The sequence below is a fragment of the Amycolatopsis sacchari genome (assembly GCF_900114035.1).
Lineage (GTDB): Bacteria > Actinomycetota > Actinomycetes > Mycobacteriales > Pseudonocardiaceae > Amycolatopsis_E > Amycolatopsis_E sacchari.
The window spans coordinates 65757-83077 of record NZ_FORP01000020.1 but is presented as its reverse complement, the minus strand read 5'-3'; the positions used below and the strand labels follow the sequence as shown (position 1 = coordinate 83077).

Annotated in this window: 14 protein-coding genes; 5 read left to right on the top strand and 9 right to left on the bottom strand. The window is 72.5% G+C overall.

The window, feature by feature from the left end; translation table 11 throughout:
- Positions 1 to 113: 113 nt before the first annotated feature.
- From BMZ92_RS27200 to BMZ92_RS27190, 3 genes are read right to left on the bottom strand one after another with little or no spacing between them, the layout of a single operon-like run.
- The gene (locus BMZ92_RS27200) at positions 114 to 848 is read right to left on the bottom strand and encodes an MgtC/SapB family protein (RefSeq protein WP_091513294.1); all 735 of its coding nucleotides are present in this window, start codon (positions 846 to 848) and stop codon (positions 114 to 116) included.
- 55 nt (positions 849 to 903) lie between these two features.
- Positions 904 to 2406: an FGGY-family carbohydrate kinase gene (locus BMZ92_RS27195; RefSeq protein ID WP_091513171.1), complete on the bottom strand. Its 1503-nt coding sequence runs from the start codon at positions 2404 to 2406 to the stop codon at positions 904 to 906.
- The gene (locus BMZ92_RS27190) at positions 2399 to 3814 is read right to left on the bottom strand and encodes an L-fucose/L-arabinose isomerase family protein (protein ID WP_091513169.1); all 1416 of its coding nucleotides are present in this window, start codon (positions 3812 to 3814) and stop codon (positions 2399 to 2401) included. The genes BMZ92_RS27195 and BMZ92_RS27190 overlap by 8 nt, the downstream gene beginning before the upstream one ends.
- A gap of 87 nt (positions 3815 to 3901) precedes the next feature.
- Here BMZ92_RS27190 and BMZ92_RS27185 point away from each other — a divergent pair, with 87 nt between their 5' ends.
- Positions 3902 to 4891 carry a LacI family DNA-binding transcriptional regulator gene (locus tag BMZ92_RS27185; RefSeq protein ID WP_091513167.1) on the top strand — a complete coding sequence of 330 codons (990 nt, stop codon included), beginning with the start codon at positions 3902 to 3904 and terminating at the stop codon, positions 4889 to 4891.
- Here BMZ92_RS27185 and BMZ92_RS27180 read toward each other — a convergent pair.
- From BMZ92_RS27180 to BMZ92_RS27170, 3 genes are read right to left on the bottom strand one after another with little or no spacing between them, the layout of a single operon-like run.
- Positions 4875 to 5864, bottom strand: a complete 990-nt coding sequence (locus tag BMZ92_RS27180; protein ID WP_091513164.1) for a substrate-binding domain-containing protein — start codon at positions 5862 to 5864, stop codon at positions 4875 to 4877. The genes BMZ92_RS27185 and BMZ92_RS27180 overlap by 17 nt on opposite strands.
- A 22-nt stretch (positions 5865 to 5886) precedes the next feature.
- On the bottom strand, positions 5887 to 6906 hold the full coding sequence (locus BMZ92_RS27175) for an ABC transporter permease (protein WP_091513161.1): 1020 nt from the start codon (positions 6904 to 6906) through the stop codon (positions 5887 to 5889).
- Entirely contained in the window at positions 6903 to 8465 is a 1563-nt protein-coding gene (locus tag BMZ92_RS27170; RefSeq protein ID WP_091513159.1) for a sugar ABC transporter ATP-binding protein, read from the bottom strand. Before BMZ92_RS27170 ends, BMZ92_RS27175 begins: the two co-directional genes overlap by 4 nt.
- A gap of 122 nt (positions 8466 to 8587) precedes the next feature.
- On the opposite strand from BMZ92_RS27170, the gene BMZ92_RS27165 reads away from it, so the two are divergent.
- Complete coding sequence (locus BMZ92_RS27165; protein WP_091513156.1) at positions 8588 to 9172, top strand: DNA-binding protein; 585 nt, start codon at positions 8588 to 8590, stop codon at positions 9170 to 9172.
- Between the two features lie 18 nt (positions 9173 to 9190).
- Positions 9191 to 9844 carry an RES family NAD+ phosphorylase gene (locus BMZ92_RS27160; protein ID WP_091513154.1) on the top strand — a complete coding sequence of 218 codons (654 nt, stop codon included), beginning with the start codon at positions 9191 to 9193 and terminating at the stop codon, positions 9842 to 9844.
- Here BMZ92_RS27160 and BMZ92_RS27155 read toward each other — a convergent pair.
- From BMZ92_RS27155 to BMZ92_RS27145, 3 genes are read right to left on the bottom strand one after another with little or no spacing between them, the layout of a single operon-like run.
- Positions 9826 to 10368: a GNAT family N-acetyltransferase gene (locus BMZ92_RS27155; protein ID WP_091513152.1), complete on the bottom strand. Its 543-nt coding sequence runs from the start codon at positions 10366 to 10368 to the stop codon at positions 9826 to 9828. The two genes, BMZ92_RS27160 and BMZ92_RS27155, sit on opposite strands and share 19 nt — an antisense overlap.
- Positions 10369 to 10379: 11 nt before the next feature.
- On the bottom strand, positions 10380 to 12305 hold the full coding sequence (locus BMZ92_RS27150; RefSeq protein WP_091513150.1) for a S9 family peptidase: 1926 nt from the start codon (positions 12303 to 12305) through the stop codon (positions 10380 to 10382).
- A 16-nt stretch (positions 12306 to 12321) separates the two neighbouring features.
- The gene (locus tag BMZ92_RS27145; RefSeq protein ID WP_091513147.1) at positions 12322 to 13302 is read right to left on the bottom strand and encodes a TerC family protein; all 981 of its coding nucleotides are present in this window, start codon (positions 13300 to 13302) and stop codon (positions 12322 to 12324) included.
- A gap of 256 nt (positions 13303 to 13558) precedes the next feature.
- Between BMZ92_RS27145 and BMZ92_RS27140 the strand changes: the two genes are divergently transcribed.
- Positions 13559 to 16384, top strand: a complete 2826-nt coding sequence (locus BMZ92_RS27140; protein WP_091513145.1) for an alpha/beta fold hydrolase — start codon at positions 13559 to 13561, stop codon at positions 16382 to 16384.
- On the top strand, positions 16384 to 17310 hold the full coding sequence (locus BMZ92_RS27135; protein ID WP_091513142.1) for an ABC transporter permease: 927 nt from the start codon (positions 16384 to 16386) through the stop codon (positions 17308 to 17310). Before BMZ92_RS27140 ends, BMZ92_RS27135 begins: the two co-directional genes overlap by 1 nt.
- Positions 17311 to 17321: the final 11 nt, after the last annotated feature.

The window sequence follows — 17321 nt, the reverse complement described above, 5'->3', positions numbered from 1 at the left end:
CGACTCATCGCGCTTCCGCCGAGCGCGTCAACTACTACTCGGGAGAAGAGCACGAATCGTTACCGTGCTGACGCCGTGCCAACTTCTTTCACTCGGACGGGGTAGGGAGCTGATCACTCACTTCGATCATCGATATCGCCGGTCTCCACGCCGACGACGCCCGGCTGGTCGGCCAGCACGGCCAGCAGCTCGTTCACGTTCCGCGGCCCGACCAGGCGCATCCGCAGGTCGATGAGGTGGCGGGCCTGCACCATAGTGCGGCCGTGCTCGTCCTCCTCCTCGCGTTCCAGGCTCCGCTGCTCGGTCACGGCGTGTTCCACCGCGTAACCCGATCGTGTGGCCAGCTCCAGGACCTTCCGCAGCACCCCTTCGCCGTCACGGTAGGTGACGCGCACCACGGACGTCGCGGGCCTGCGGCGCGTCGCGAGCCGGATCAGCGGCGGGTAGCCGTACACGACGAGGAAGTGCGCCGCGGTCACCACGGTCGCGAGCACCGGCAGGCCCGCCGCACACGCGCAGCCCACCGCGACGCTCATCCACACCACGGCCGCGGTGGTGAGACCACGCACGACGTCGCGGCGGACGAAGATCAGCCCGCCGCCGATGAACCCGATCCCGGACACGATCTGCGCCGCGACCCGTGACGGGTCCAGCACGATCCGGCCCTCCGCCAGCACGTCGGTGAAACCGTACTTGCTGACCAGCAGGAACAGCGCCGCGCCGACGCCGACGAGCGTGTGCGTCCGCAGCCCCGCGCTCTTCTGCTTGAGCTCGCGTTCGAGCCCGATCAGCGAGCACAGCAGCAGCGCGAGCAGCAGTTCCCAGATCTGCGTCCAGCCCTGGCCCATCGGCTCGCCGAACGACACCGCGACCACCTCCTCCGCGTCGGGGATCAAGAGCCCTTCATGATGCCCCGGTGCGGTCGGCGGCCTGCTGCTGGGCGGCGAGGAAGTGCGCGGTGTCCCTCGTGGCCGGGTAGAGCGCCCGGTAGTGGGCGTAGAACTCCTCGTACACGGCGGCACGCGTGGAATCCGGCCGCACCGTCGTGGCGACCGGGTTCCAGGAGCCGGGCTCGGCGCCGGTCGCGACGGCGGCCAGCAGGGCGTCGCCGTACGCCGCGCCGATCGTCTCGGCGGGCACCTGCTGCTCGCTGCCCGTCACGTCGCTCACGATCTGCGTCCACAGCCCGCCCTGCGTGCCCCCGCCGACCGCGACGAGACGCCGCGCCTCGCCGCCGGAGGCGTGCATCGCTTCGAGGTTGTGCCGCACCCCGTACGCGATGCCCTCCAGCGCCGCCCGGTACAGCTCGCCCAGCCCGTGCCCGGTCGTCAGCCCGGCGATCACGCCCCGGGCGTCCGGGTCGAACAGCGGGGTGCGCTCGCCCGCGAAGTACGGCAGCAGCAACAACCCACGGCTGCCCGCGGGCACGGCGGCGGCCTGCCGCACCAGTTCCGCGAAGTCGCCGCCGACGAGCTTCCGCAGCCAGTCGGTGATCGCGCCGGACGTCGCCATGCCCGCCGCGAGCGAGTACGTGCCGGGGAACGCCCCGCACGTCGTCCACAGCCCGGTGTGCGGCCTCGGGTCGGCGAGCACCTGGACGAGGAACATCGTCGTGCCGTACATGACCATCGTGTCGCCGGGGTCGGACACGCCGACGCTGGCCGCCTCCGCCCACGCGTCGACCGTGCCGCCGGTGACCGGAAGTCCTTGAGGCAGACCGGTTTCCGCGGCCGCGGCGGCGGTGACCGTGCCCGCCACCTCGGTGGGCCACACGAGCCGCGGCAGCTCGATGCCGGGTGCGACGCGCCCGGCCCAGTCCGTGGCCCACTCCCCCGCGCGCAGGTCGTACATCGGGTCGCACTGGCTCGCCGAGTGGTGGTCCAGCACGTACTCACCGGTGAGTCGGTGCACGAGGTACGAGCTGGCCATCAGGAACAGCCGCGCGCGCTCGAACACCTCGGGCTCGTGCCGCGCCAGCCACCGCCACTTCGGCCCGACGGCCTGCGACGACAACGCCGTGCCCGCCCGCTCCAGGATCGCCTCGGCGCCGAACTCCTCGGTCAGCTCCTCGATTTCCCGGTGCGCGCGGGTGTCCACGCCGTACAGGATCGCGGGCCGCAGCGGCCGTCCGCCGGCGTCGGCGGGCAGCAGCACCGGACCGATGCCGCTGACGGCCAGTCCCGCCAGCGGCCTGCCGTCCGCCGCCGCCACCAGCTCCCGGCACAGTGCCAGGAAGTCCTGCCACCACACGGTTTCCGCGTCGTGCTCCACCCAGCCCGGGTGCGGGTACGACGTCTCGTGCGAGCGCGAAGCGCGGGCGAGGATCTCGCCGCGCGACGTGACCAGAACCCCCTTCGAACTCGACGTGCCGATGTCGATCCCGAGCAGCAGGCCGCGCTCAGCCACGGGACCACTCGTCGACCCGCACGCCCAGCAGTGCCGCGGCGGCGCGCAGTTCGGCGCGGACGTCGCCGGGCACGGCGTGGATGTGGTTGGCCCCGAACTCCGACAGGAACCGCTCCCCCGCCACGTCGAGCCGCGCGAACGCGTGCGGCCACTCCGGTGTGGACTGCCGCATCAGCTCGGTGTTCGTGGCGTCGTCGTAGCTTTCGAACTCGCCGAGCATGAGCTGAAGCCGGTACTCCCCCGCCTCGCGGGTCAGCCGGCCCAGCGTCATCCGCCCCGGCGCGGCGATGTGCTGGACGGACGCGCCGCCCGCGGGGAAGAAGAACACCTCGGGGTAGAAGTGCACCTTCGCCAGGTTTTCCGCCGGGTCGTCGCTGCGGGCGGCGTACCAGGTGGCGTGCTGGCCGGAGTTGCACAGGTCCCAGATGTCGCGGTCGGCGTGGTAGTGCCGGACGTCGGCGAACAACACCGGGGTGCCGGTGATCCGGTGGAACAGCTGCATGGTCAGCGCGCCGTCCATGTCCGCCTCGGTGGCGGTGACGTGCACGTCCTTCGGACCGTTCCAGTCGTACGGGTCGTTGAGGAACGCTTCGGTGACGTCCATCGTGGCGAAGTGCTCGGTCAGCTCGGGCTGGCCCTTGATGCCGGAGAAGTCCAGCTTCCGCTCGGCGATGATGTCGCGGATCGCCAGGTACGAGCGGATCTGCCGCTCCAGCAGTTCCGGGGTGAGCTTCCTGCCGTCGTAGTGCACGCCCGCGGCGTGCGCCTCGATCCACTCGCGCGCCTTGGCCGCTTCGCCCGCGTCGGCCCGCTCCGCGCGCAGGACCAGTTCGTACTGGTCGATCTCCTCCACGTCGATCCCGAACTGGCGCATCCACTGGTCGGTGTTGGCGACGGCGGTGTTCATGCCCATAGGACGCCCGCCGAAGCGGCCGAACGTCGACCCCCGCAACGACGCGACGGCGCTCGCCGCGCGCGCTTGCACACCGATCTTTTCGACCAGCTCCGCGTCGTCCGGTGCGCCCCACAACCGCGTGTGCGCGCGGCCGATCTGGTCGAGCGCCCCGCCCGCGGCGAGCATGCCGACGAGCCCCGGCTCCGTCGGATCGGTGCTGGCGACGAGCACGAGCGGGCTGCGCGTGGCGTCCGCGGCGAGCATCGTGAAGTGCGGGAAGCTCCAGACGGCGTAGTAGAACACGGTGACGTCCACGCCGGCCGCGGCGACCTCGCGGGCGACGGACGTGGCGAGGGTGTTGGTGGCGACCAGTTCGCTCCCCGCGACCACGTCGTGCCCCGCTGCGCTCAGCGACCGGACGAGCGCGTCCTGTTTGGACTGGATGAACCCCGCGTTGCGGGCGTGCACATGGTCACGCCCATCGGAAATACTGACGACGCCGATGCGGGCCACAATGCCTCCTAGTGCGGGTAATCGATTACTCGGGACGCTATGCTTCGACGGACGGCACTGTCAAGGGTGCCGGGAAGGGAGGTCGCCGTGGCGACCATCAGCGACGTCGCCAGGAGGGCGGGCGTCTCCACGGCGACGGTGTCCAGGGCGCTCAACGGCAAGTCCACAGTGGACCCGGCGCTGGTGGCGAGGGTCCGCGCGGCGGCCGACGAGCTGGGCTACCACCCCAACGGACTGGCGCGGAACCTGCGTCGCCAGGAGACGGCGGTGCTCGCGCTGATCATCGCCGACGTGGAGAACCCGTTCTTCACGGCGATCGCGCGCGGGGTCGAGGACGTGGCGCAGACCGCCGGGTACTCCGTGGTGCTGTGCAACTCCGACGAGAACGCCGAAAAGGAGCTGCGGTACATCGACGTCGCGTTGCAGGAACGGGTCGCGGGCGTCGTGCTCTCCCCCGCCGACGCGTCCTCCAGCGTCGAACGGCTCCGGCAGCGCGGCACCCCCGTCGTCGCCGTGGACCGCCCGCTGACCGAATGCGACCAGGTGCTCGTGGACTCGCGGCTCGCCGCGCGGCAGGCCACCGAGCACCTGCTCGGCGCCGGGTACACGCGCATCGGCTGCGTCACCGGCCCCGCCGGCGTGCGCACGGCCGACGACCGCCTCGCGGGCTACCGCGACGCGCTCGAAGCCGCGGGCCGCGACCGCTACCTCGAACGCCGGGGCGAGTACCGCGCTTCCGGCGGCAGGCAGGCCACCGAGGCCCTGCTCGCCGAGTCGCCCGACGCGCTGCTCGTGGCGAACAGCGCGATGGCGATCGGCGTGCTGGAGGTGCTGGGCGAGGCGGGCCTGCGCCCCGGCCGCGACGTCGGCGTGGTCGCGTTCGACGACGTCCCGTGGGCCACGCTCGTGGACCCGCCGCTGACGGTCGTCGCCCAGCCCGCCTACGACATCGGCACCGCCGCCGCGCGGCTGCTGCTCGCGCGGATCGCCGATCCCTCGCTGCCGCCCTCCTCGACCGTGCTCGAGGCCCGGCTCATCGAGCGCGGCAGCACCCGGCGCGTCACCCCCCGGCGTTGAGCCTCGCGTAGACCTGGGCCGCGTTGTCCCTGGTGACCAGCTGCGTGCCCAGGGTCTGCGTCTTGGGCACCGGCTGGCAGTCCAGCAGGATGCGCTTGGCAGCGTCGATCGCCTCCTTGCCGCCGGTGGGGTAGAGGAAGGTGGCGGACAGCCTGCCCGCCTCGACGGCCTTGATGCCGCCGGATTCGATGGGCAGCCCGTCGATCCCGGTGATCGGCAGGTCCGCGCGGCCGGCGTTCTGCGCCGCGATCCGCGCGCCCTCGGCCATCGGGTCGTTCTGCGAGTAGATCGCCTGCACCTCGGGGTGCGCCTTGAGGATCGCGTCGGCCTGCTGCTGCCCCTTGTCGCGCAGCCAGTCGCCGTCCTGCGTGGCGACGATCTGGATGCCGCTGCCCTCGATGCCCTGCGCGAACCCGTCGCCGCGCTCCTTCGCCGGGGTCGAACCGGCGAGCCCGCGGATCTCGGCGATCTTGCCGCCGTTCGGCAGCAGCACCTTCGCGAAGTACTGCCCGGCCTGCCTGCCGATGTCCACGTTGTCCGCGCCGATGAACTCGGTGTACGCGTCGCCGTCGACCTTGCGGTCGAGGACCAGCACCGGGATCCCCTTGTCGTAGGCGCGTTTGACGGGCGCGGTCAGCGGGGTCGCCTCGTTCGGGCTGATGATGAGCAGGTCCACCTGCTGCGTCACGAAGTTGTCGACCTGCTCGACCTGTTTGGAGTTGTCCTGCGCGGCGTCGGCGAAGTTGACCTTGAACTGCGGCACCTGCGCCGCGGCGGCGCGGATGTCGTCGTCCATCCGCTGCCGGTAGGGCTCGGCGACGTTGGCCTGGCTCATGCCGATCGTGTAGCTGCTGGACGGGCCCCCGCACTTCCCCGGGGCGGACGGCCCGCCCGCGCCGGTGTTCTCGTGCGTCGTCCCGCAGGCCGCCAGCACGACGCACGCGCCGAGGACGAGGGCTGACTTCCTTGTCATACCAACCCCTTTTGTAGTCTGTTCAGGACACCGAGGCGGGCCGCAGCCGCTGCAGGCCCGCCGCGAGGACGATCACCAGCCCGATGACCAGCAGCTGGACGTTGGAGTCCACGTTGTTGAGCGCGAGGATGTTGCGCAGCACCCCGACCAGCAGCGCCCCGGCCACGGTGCCGACGACGGAGCCGCGGCCGCCGGACAGGCTGGTCCCGCCGATCACGACCGCGGCGATGGCGTCCAGTTCGTACATCGCGCCGTCGTTCGGCCCGCCGAAGTTGAGCTGCCCCGCGTGCACGATGCCCGCGAGCGCCGCGAGCAGGCCGCAGATCCCGAACACCACGACCTTCACCCGGCGGACCGGCACCCCGGACAGCCGCGCGGCCTTCTCGTTGCCGCCGATCGCGTAGACGTGCCGGGAGAACGCGCTGACCCGCAGCAGCACCACCGCGAGCGCGGCGACCCCGACGAAGATCAGCGCGGGGATCGGCACCACGCCGTCGAACGTCCGCTCGCCGAGCAGCGAGAACGCCACCGGCGCCTGCCCCGGCGCGTCGCCGTAGGTGATCGTGACGCCCTGCCCGCCCGACCAGATCCGGGCCAGGCCGCGGGCGATCTGCATCCCCGCGAGCGTCACGATGAAGGCCTGGATCTTGAACTGCGAGACCGCGAACCCTTGCAGCAGACCGAAACCGAGCCCGATCGCCAGCACGGCGAGCACCACCGGCACGACGCCGAGGCCGTTGTCGACGAGCAGCACCGCCGAGCCGACGCTGGCCAGGCCGAGCACCGAGCCGACCGACAGGTCGATCCCGCCGATGAGGATCACCAGCGTCATCCCGACCGCGAGGATGCCGATCTCTGAGATCGAGCGGACGACGTTGAACAGGTTGCCGGAGTCCAGGAACAGCAGCTGCCCGTTCTTGCTCGGCGAGTACACGACGGCCGCGAGGAACACCACCACCAGCCCGAACAGGCTCTGGAACCGGAACACCGCCGCCAGCACGTCGTGCCGCCGCGCGGGGACCTCCGTCAGTTCCGCCGTCATCGCCTGCCTCCCACCAGGTCCTCCAGCTGCCCCTGCCCCATCGCGGCGGCGAGCAGGTCCGCCTCGGAGGTGTGCCCGGTGTCCAGCTCCCGCACCGTGCGCCCGCCCTGCAGCACGACGACCCGGTGGCAGACGCCGATCAGCTCCGCGGGCTCGGACGAGGCGAGCAGCACGCCCACCCCGCGCTCCGCGACCTCGCCGAGCAGCCGGTAGATCTCGGCCTTGGCGCCGACGTCCACCCCTCGCGTCGGCTCGTCGAGCAGCAGCAGGCGGGGCTCGGTGAGCAGCCCGCGCCCGAGCACCACCTTCTGCTGGTTACCGCCGGACAACGCGCCCGCCGGGGCGCGCAGGGACGCGAGCTTCACCCCCAGTCGTTCCACGGAAGCCCGTGCCACCTGCTGCTCGCGCCTGCGCGGCACCCAGCCCAGCCGCGCGATCCTGTCCACAACGGACAGCACCGCGTTGGCGAGCACCGAGTGCTCCAGCGCGAGCCCGGAGATCCGCCGGTCCTCCGGCACGAACGCCAGCCCGAGCCGGAGCGCGTGCCGCGGGCTGCGCGGCCGGACCTCCTCGCCCGCCAACAGGACCTTCCCCTGCCAGGTCCCCTTGGTGCCGGCGCCGTACAGCGTCTCCAGCAGCTCCGTGCGCCCCGAGCCGAGCAGCCCGGCGAGCCCGACGATCTCCCCCTTCCCGACCCGCAGGTCGACCCCGGCCGGGTCCCTGCGCCCCGGCCGGGGCCGCCGCGTCCGCACCGCCAGACCCTCGACCCGCAGCAGCTCCTCCCCCGCCGCGGCGTTCCCGGTGGTGCGGAACACGAGGTGCACCGGGCGCCCGACCATCGCCTCGGACGCCTGTGCCGCCGTCATCGACCGCGCGTCGAACCCCGCCACCACCCGCCCGTTGCGCAGGACGGTCGCGCGGTCGGCGACGCGGCCGATCTCCTCCATCCGGTGCGAGATGTAGACGATCCCGGCGCCCGCGCGCCGCAGTTCACCGATCACCTCCAGCAGGCGCTCCACCTCGGGCGCGGACAGCGCGGACGTCGGCTCGTCCATGACGAGGATGCGGGCGTCGAGCGAGAGCGCCTTCGCGATGACGACGAGCTGCTGCTCGCCGGTGCGCAGCTGCTCCACGGGCCGCCGCGGGTCGAAGCCGACGCCGGCCCGCTCCAGCAGCGCGGCGGTGCCGCGCACCATCCGCCGCCGGTCGACGGCGCCGAGCCGGGTGCGGGGCTCGCGGCCGAGGAACACGTTCTCCGCCACGGACAACGCGGGCACGAGGTCGAGTTCCTGGTGGATCATCGCGATGCCGGCGTGCTGCGCGTCGGCGGGTCCGGTGAGGCGGACGGGCCTGCCGTCGATCCTGATCTCGCCGTGGTCGGGGGTGAGCTCGCCGGACAGCACCTTCATCAGCGTCGACTTCCCGGCGCCGTTCTCGCCCAGCAGCGCGTGCACCTCGCCGGCGTGGAGGGTGAAGTCGACCCCGCGGACGGCCTGGGTGCCGCCGAAGGACTTGCTGATCCCCGTCAGCTGGGCCAGCGGAGCGCCGTCGTGGTCCACGCGCACCTCCGCCGTCGCCCGGGAAATCGATTACCAGGCAAGCTAGAGTGACACAGGACACATGTCAAGCACATTCCCCGCGACCGCGCACGGAAGCGCACACCTGCGCTAGCCTGAGGGACGTGACGGTCGCGCTGAAAGCCGTGCTCGCCAGGGCGGGCCTCCGGATCGACGCCGCGGACTTCCTCGCGCTGGTCGAGGACGCGGCCCGCCGCCTGGACGCACCGGACCCGGAACCGTCCCGGTTCTTCACGCCCGCGCAAGGGAAAGCGCTCGCCGAAGCGGGTCTCGACCTCTCGCCCTACCACGAGGACGAGCCCGACCCCCGCGCCCGCGCGGTCGCCGCACACGCCGTGCTGGCCGAGTCCGCGCTCACCGTGCCCGCGGCGGCCGACCGGCTCGGCGTCGACGCCAGCCGCGTCCGGCACCGCCTCGCCGAGCGCAGGCTCACCGGCTGGAAGGACCAGGGTGGCTGGCGGCTGCCCGCGTGGCAGTTCACCGACGACGGCGTGCTGCCGGGCCTCGACACCGTGCTCGCCGCTGTGCCCGCCGACCAGCCCGCGCTCGTGGTCGCCGCGTTCATGACCCACCCGCAGGACGACCTGGTGATCGCCGGTGAACCGGTCAGCCCGCGGCAGTGGCTGCTCGCCGGTGGCGATCCCCGTCCCGTGGCGGCGCTCGCCGCCACGCTCGGCACGGCCTTCTGAGGCGGGCCCCCGCACCTGATGGCCCGGCTCCCCCTGCCGCCCGGACGCGGCACGCTCATCGCCGCTCGGCGGAACGAGGACGTCGTCGCCGTGCACCCGGCCACCAGCCTGGTCCGGATCTTCAGCGCGGGCGGCTCGCACCCGCAGCGCTGGAACACCTTCCGCCGCTTCGGCCCGCTGCCCCACGGCCGGTTCGACCCGCAGCCGCCGGGGCACGGCGGTGCCCCCGCCGAGGACCCGGGCAACGGCGTGGCGTACTTCGGGCTTTCCGTGCGGACGAGCGTTGCCGAGGTGTACCAGACGACGTCCATTGTGGACCGTCACACGAACGCGCCGCAGCTGGTCGTCGTGCACCCCTCCCGGACGTTGCGGCTGCTCGACCTGTCCGGGCTGTGGCCGACGCGGGCCGGCGCCTCGCAGGAGATCTCCAGCGGCCCCAAGCAGGTCACGCAGGCGTGGGCGCGGGCGATCCGCGCGGCCTTCGACGACCTCGACGGCCTGTGGTACCGCTCGTCGATGGACGGCGGCGGGCCCTCGGTGTGCCTGTGGGACCCGCCGGCCGCCGGGGCGCTGCCCGCCGAACCGGACGTGCTGCTGCCGCTGGACCACCCGGGCCTGGACATCCCGCTGGCCAGGGTGTGCGAGCAGCTGAACTACGTCCTGCTCTCCTGAAGCGGCCGCGAGTACCGCACCTCCGGCACGGCCTCGCCGCCGACGTCCAGGTCCGCCGACACCTCGTCGCAGCTCCAGCCGCGCGCCTCGTAGAACCGCCGCGCGGGCAGGTTCCCCCGCAGCACCCACAGCACCGCGTGCCGGAACCCGTGCGCGGCCAGGTGCCCGAGCGCCGCCTGGTGCACGGCGAACCCGGCACCCGTGCCACGCCACCGGGGATCGGCGTAGATCGCGCACAGCTCCCCCGTCGGCAGCACCGGGTGCCGGTCGGACTCCTGCCGCGCGGCGCTGACGAACGCGTACGCGCACGGCACGGAGTCCTTGCCCACCGCGACGAACATCGCCGAGGGCTCGGCGTCACCGCGCAGGCGGGCCGCCCACCGCTCCCGCACGGTCTCCTGTCTCATGCCGTCGAGGTAGGCGTCCGGCAGCAGTCCCCGGTAGGCGGCGCGCCAGCCCGCGATGTTGATCTCGGCGATCCGCGCCGCGTCCGCGGGCACGGCGCGCCGCACCGTCCAGTTCACGGTCCGAGTCCCTACAGGTACCGCGCCCACCAGTCGAGGATGGCGTCGAACCGCTGGATCCGGTGCCGCGGCTTGCCGGAGCGGCTCAGCTCGTGCCCCTCGCCGGGGAACAGCAGCATCTCCGCCTCCGTGCCGTTGCGCTTGAGCGCGACGTACAGCCGCTGCGCCTGCTCCAGCGGGCAACGCCAGTCGTGCTCGGAGTGCATGACCATGAACGGGATGCGGATGCGGTCGGCGTAGGTCAGCGGGCTGCGGTCGAGCTGCGTCTCCAGGTCGCCGCCGACGTACGCGTCGACGAAGGACCAGCCGATGTCGGAGCTGCCGACCATCGAGTCCCACGCGTTGACCGCGCGCTCGCTCCACGCGGCGCGGAAGCGTTCGCCGTGGTGCGCGGACAGCCACGTGGTCATGAACCCGCCGTAGGAACCGCCCATGACGCCGACGCGCGAGGAGTCGAGGTCCGGCTGCGCCAGCGCGGCGTCCAGCAGGGCCAGCAGGTCGTCGGCGTCCACGGTGCCGAAGGCCTTGACGATCGCGCGGCCGTGGCTCTGCCCGTAACCCGCCGACCCGCGCGGGTTGCCGAGCACGACCGCGTACCCGGCCGACGCGTACACCTGCGCCTCGTCGAACAGGCCCCAGTCGTACGCGGCGAAGGGGCCGCCGTGCACGACGAGCAGCACCGGGTGCGGGCCCTCGCCCTCGGGCCGGACCAGCCAGCCGTGCACGGGGTAGCCGTCGGGCGCGGTCGCGGTCAGTTCCTCCAGCGGCCGGGTCCCCTTCTCCCGCAACGGCTTCGACCAGTCGGTGAGCACCCGCTGCGTGTCCCCGTCGATGAGCACGACGTCACCGGCGCTGTCGGGACGGGCGATGACGGCGGCGATCCGGTTCCCGTCCGCGGTGAACGACCGCACCGCGGCCCGCTCCCCCGCGACGAGGGTGAGCTTGTCCAGCGGCGCTTCCTCCGCGTCCCGCGGCACCGCGCGCAGCTCGACCGCGCCGCGGTTGAGCACCGCCACGAGCACCTGGTCGCCGAACACCGCGGGCGCTCCGGCGCCGCCGAAGCAGTGCACGGTCTCGGCGTCGGTGACCCGGCGCGGGGTGGCGACGCCCTCGGACAGCTTCGCCGACCACAGCCCGGGGTTGCGGGCCTCGGCGAAGGGCCAGGTGAACTCGGCCCCGATGAACCACACCGTGCCGTCTTCGGTGACCGTCAGCTTCTCGACCCCACCGGCGCTGCGCACCACGAGCACCGGCTCGCCCCCGGCCGCGGGCACGGCGTAGAGGTCGGTCTCCTCCGTCTCCGCGTCGCCCCACTCGCGCTGCGCGACGACGAGAATCCTTTCGCCGTCAGGAGTCCACGTCGGCTCGGAGACATCGACCCGCTCGTCGGTCAGCGGCGAAAGTTCCTCGGCGGGTGCGTCGGTGTCGACGACGAACAGCCGCTGGGGCCGGTCCCGCAGGAAGCCGATGTTGTCGATCCGGTAGTCGTACCGCGTGATCCGCCGCGGTGCCTCCTCGGCGGGTTCGAGCTTCTCGCCGTCCTCGGTCGGCACGCCGTAACGGCCGGGCTCGGGCACGCGCGCGGTGAACGCGATCCGGCGCGAATCCGGTGCCCACACCGGCTGTCCCACCCCGAGCGGCAGGTCCGTCAGGCGCCGGGCGTCGCCGCCGTCGACGGGCATGACGTACAGCTGCGGGCTCGCCTTGGCCTCCGCGCGGAGGAAGGCGACCCGGCGCCCGTCGGGGGAGAGGACGGGCGCCGAGTCACGCTCGCCGTGGGTCCACTGGGTGGTTTCGCCGTCGAGGCCGATCCGCCACAGCGCGCCGCGGTAGGTGTTGCCTTCCGCGTGCGGGGCGGAGTCCCCCACGAGCAGCAGGTCCCCGTGGAGGGCCGGCGTGCCCGGGGTGCGGAGCAGTTCGATGTCGGTGGGACGCATACCCGGACAGTACAACTCAGCGTTCGCTTGCCTGCTCCACAGCCGCTTCCCGTGCGGAGTCCCGCCTGCTCTTCAAAAGGCTCGCGACGGTCGTGATCGTCAGGACGACGACGATGACGCCGAGCGACATCCAGTTGTTGATGTCCAGCCAGTCCGGCACCGCGTGGTACTCGTGCAGCGCGTGCAGGATCAGCTTGGCGCCGATGAAGCCGAGGATCACCGCGAGCCCGTAGGACAGGTAGACCAGCTTGTTCACCAGCCCGCCGAGCAGGAAGAACAACTGGCGCAGGCCCATCAGCGCGAACGCGTTGGCGGTGAAGACGAGGAACGCCTCCTGCGTGATGCCGAAGATCGCCGGGATCGAGTCGACCGCGAACAGCAGGTCGGCGCTGCCGATGGCCACGATCACCACGAACATCGGGGTCAGCCACCGCCTGCCGTCCCGCTTGACGGTCATCTTGTGGCCGTGGAATTCGTCGGTTACGGGGTAGACCTTGCGGATCCACCGCACGACGGCGTTCTCGCGGTACTCGTCGTCGTGGTCGTTGCCCCGCACCATGCTGATCGCCGTCCACACCAGGACGGCGCCGAACAGGAAGAACACCCACACGAACTGGTTGATGAGCGCCGCGCCGATCGCGATGAACACGCTGCGCATGGCCAGCGCGAGCAGTATCCCGACGAGCAGCACCCGGTGCTGGTGGATCAGCGGCACCTTGAACGACGCCATGATCACCATGAAGATGAACAGGTTGTCGACCGAGAGCGAGTACTCGGTGAGGTAGCCGGTGAAGAACTCGACGCCGGGGTCGTGCCCGGCGAAGATCCACACGCCGGCCCCGAACAGGACGGCGCACGAGACGTAGAAGACCACCCACTTGGCGGCCTCACGAGTAGTCACCTCGTGGGGTTTGCGGTCGACGATCACGAGGTCGATCGCGATCAGGACGAGCAGGCCGACGATGGTGGCGGCCCACAGCCACAGGGGCACGGACATCTGAGAAACAACCTCCGGTTAGCGCGCACAGCAGCTAGCCGGAGGTCTCTTCCGCCGGTTCCGAAGAACCGGCCGGCGGTACCGGGGGCCCCGAAGGGCCGCCGTGCTGACGACACCGCCGCGAAGGAATACTCCCCTCCACTATCCGGTCCATTCTGTCCGATCTCGGGCCGGCCCGCCAGCTAAGGTCAGCCTTATCACTCTTGACCGGGACCGCCGCCGCTCGTTCTCAGCAAACTTCCCATACGGTTTCGGGGTGCCCCGAATACCGCTGCCACACACCCGCCGCTCCCGGTTGCTGACGCTGGGTGTCGTCGTGGTGCTGCTCGCCGCCGCCGGGCTCGTCTGGGCCGGAGCCGGTGACGACGCCCCTCCCGTCGCGAGCCAGGACGCCGTGCTCGACGTGCCCGCCGCCCCCGGTTCCGCCGAGCTCGTGCACCTCGACACCACGCTGTACCTGCCCGACCGCACCCCGGCGCCGGCCGTCCTGCTGCCGCACGGGTTCGGCGGCGACAAGACGAGCGTGGCCGGGCAGGCGCAGGAGCTGGCGCGCCGCGGGTTCGTGGTGCTGACGTGGTCGGCCCGCGGGTTCGGGCACAGCACGGGCCAGATCGGGCTCAACGACCCGAACCTCGAAGTGGCGGACGCCGCCCGGCTCGTCGACTACCTCGCGAAGCGGCCCGACGTGCGGCAGGACGGCCCGGGCGACCCGCGCGTGAGCGTCCTCGGCGCCTCCTACGGCGGCGCGCTCGCGCTGCTGCTGGCCGGCACCGACAAGCGCGTCGACGCGATCGCACCGGTGATCACGTACAACGACCTCGCGCAGGGGCTCGTGCCGAACGCCGCGAGCGCCACCGCGCCCGCCGCGACCCCGGCCGCCGGGGCCTTCGGCGCGGACGGCGTGTTCAAGCGGTCCTGGGCCGGGATCCTGTTCTCCGCGGGAGCCGGGGGCACGGGCGCGGGAGCCGGAGGCGGTGCGGAGGCACCGGAACCCGGGCAGGAGAGCGAAAACGACAGCGGTGCGCAGGGCGGCGGAGGCGGTGCCGCGCCCGCCGCGGCGCAGCAGCAGCTGCCCTCGTCGGCGGCCGTTTGCGGGCGGTTCACGGCCGAGATCTGCCAGGCCTACACGGAACTCGCCACCACCGGCCGGGTCAGCCCGGCCACCGCCGACCTGCTGCACCGGCTCTCCCCCGCGACCGTGACGTCGAAGATCACCGTGCCGACGCTGCTCGTGCAAGGCGAGAACGACACGCTGTTCGGGCTCGACCAGTCCGACGCGACGGCACGGCAGATCGCCGCGGCGGGCGGGAAGGTGCAGCAGATTTGGTACGCGGGCGGGCACGACGGCGGGCAGCCGGGGCCGCGGCTGCGCGCGAAGATCGCCGACTGGCTGTGGTTCCAGCTCACCGGTGAGGGCAGCGACCCGGTGACCGGGTTCGCCTACGACGTGCAGGGTTCGCTGCGGGCGTCCGGTTCGCCGTCGGTGCGGATCGTGACCGCCGACGGGTACCCCGGCCTCGACGGCGGTGCGCCCCAACGGAACCCGCTCGCGGTGCGGGGTGGCGAGCAGACCGTGGTGAACCCGCCGGGCGGCGTGCCCGCGGCGGTCAGCGGCATCCCCGGCCTCAACGGCCTCGCCGGGTCCTCCCGCGTCTCCGGGCTGTTCGGCATCGATCCGCCGGGGCAGTCCGCCCGGTTCACCACCGCGCCCGTGGACTCCCAGCTGCTCGTCGCCGGGTCGTCGACGGTCCGCCTGCGGATCGCGGGCACCGCGCCCGAGGCCGTGCTGTTCGCGAAGCTGTACGACGTGAGCCCCGACGGCACGCGGACGCTGCCCGCGAACGCGGTCGCGCCGATCCGCGTGCCGCTCGCCGGTGGTGCCGCCGAGGTGACCGTGACGCTCGCGGGGATCGTGCGGCCGATCGAGTCGGGGCACGCGCTGCAGCTCGTCGTCACCACCACCGACCAGGCGTTCGCGACGCCGATCGAGCCCGCGGCGTACCAGATCTCGGTCGAAGGCGGGCTTTCCGTGCCGGTGGTCCCCGGGACGGCGGCGGGCGCGGGCTGGCCGCTGAGCAACCTGCTGGCGATCATCGGCGTCCTGCTCGCCGCGCTGGTGGTCGCGGTCGTCGCGGCACTGCGGCGGCGCCGGGCGCACTCCACGGATCCGGAGCTGGCCGGCGTGCCGCTCGTGATCGAAGGGCTCACCAAGTCCTACCCCGGCGGGCTCACCGCGGTGCGGGACCTGTCGTTCCGGGTGGAGGCCGGGCAGGTCCTCGGGCTGCTCGGGCCGAACGGCGCGGGCAAGACGACGACGCTGCGCATGCTGATGGGCCTCATCACCCCGACCGCGGGGCAGATCAGGGTGTTCGGCCACCAGGTGCGGCCCGGCGCGCCGGTGCTGTCGCGGATCGGGTCCTTCGTGGAGGGTTCGGGGTTCCTGCCGCACCTGTCCGGCGAGCTGAACCTGCGGCTGTACTGGGACGCGACGGGACGGCCCGCCGAGCAGGCGCATTTCGCGGAGGCGCTGGAGATCGCGGGGCTGGGCTCGGCGGTGCACCGCAAGGTGCGCACCTACAGCCAGGGCATGCGGCAGCGGCTCGCGATCGCGCAGGCGATGCTCGGACTGCCGGAGCTGCTCGTGCTCGACGAACCCACCAACGGGCTCGACCCGCCCCAGATCCACCAGATGCGCGAGGTGCTGCAGCGCTACGCCTCGACCGGCCGGACCGTGCTGGTGTCGAGCCACCTGCTGGCCGAGGTCGAGCAGACCTGCACGCACGTCGTGGTCATGCACCGGGGCGCGCTCGTCGCGGCCGGCCCGGTGAGCGACATCGCCGCCGAGGGCGGCGAGGCGACGTTCCGGGTGGACGATCCGCAGGCCGCGGCCGCGGCGCTGCGCTCGGTCGGCGGGGTGTCCGATGTGGACATCGAGGGCGAGCTGGTGCACGCGAACCTGGACGGGCTGCCGCGCGCGGACGCGGTCGCGGCGCTGGTGCGGGCCGGGGTGGCGGTCGAGCAGGCCGGGCCCCGGCGGCGGCTGGAGGACGCGTTCCTGCGTCTCGTGGGTGAGGAGTCGTGATGGCCGACAACGGGGTGCACACCGATCCCGCGGCGCTGGACGAGCTGACCGAACTGGCCTCGCGCGAGCAGGTGCGCAGCGGGCCGGACGGCGCCGTCGCGGGCTACCGGGCGGGGCGGACGCTGCGGCTGGGGGTGGAGCTGCGGCGCCAGCTCCGCCGCCGCCGCACCCAGCTGGTGCTCGGGTTCGTCGTGCTGCTGCCGTTCATCCTGGTGGTGGCGTTCCAGATCGGGCAGTCCAGCCCGAACCGGCGCTCGGGCGGGTTCGTCGACCTCGCGACGGCCAGCGCGCCGAACTTCGTGGTGCTGGCGTTGTTCGTGGCGGGCAGCTTCCTGCTGCCGACGATCGTCGCCTTGTTCTTCGGGGACACGATCGCGAGCGAGGCCTCGTGGTCGAGCCTGAAGTACCTGCTGGCGATTCCCGTGCCACGGCACCGGGTCCTGCGGCAGAAGGCGGTCGCGTCGGGGCTGCTGTCGGTGCTGGCGCTGGTGCTGCTGCCGCTGGTGTCGCTGGCGGTGGGGCTGATCTGGTACGGCGCGGGGGACGCGATCAGCCCGACCGGGGACGCGATCCCGTTCGGGCGGAGCCTGCTGGTGATCGTGGTCGCGACGGTGTACATCGTGATCCAGCTGGCGTGGGTGGCCGGGTTGTCGCTGCTGCTGAGCGTGTCGACGGACGCGCCGCTGGGCGCGGTCGGCGGTGCGGTGCTGGCGGCGATCCTGTCGCAGATCCTGGACCAGATCACGGCGCTCGGCAGTCTGCGGAACTACCTGCCGACGCACTACTCCTACGCGTGGCTCGACCTGATCGCGACGGACATCGACTGGGGCACCATCGCGGCGGGGGTGCTGTCGGCGGTGGTCTACGGGACGGTGCTGACCCTGCTGGCCGCGCGGAGGTTCGCGACGAAGGACATCACGAGCTGAGATACTGCGCG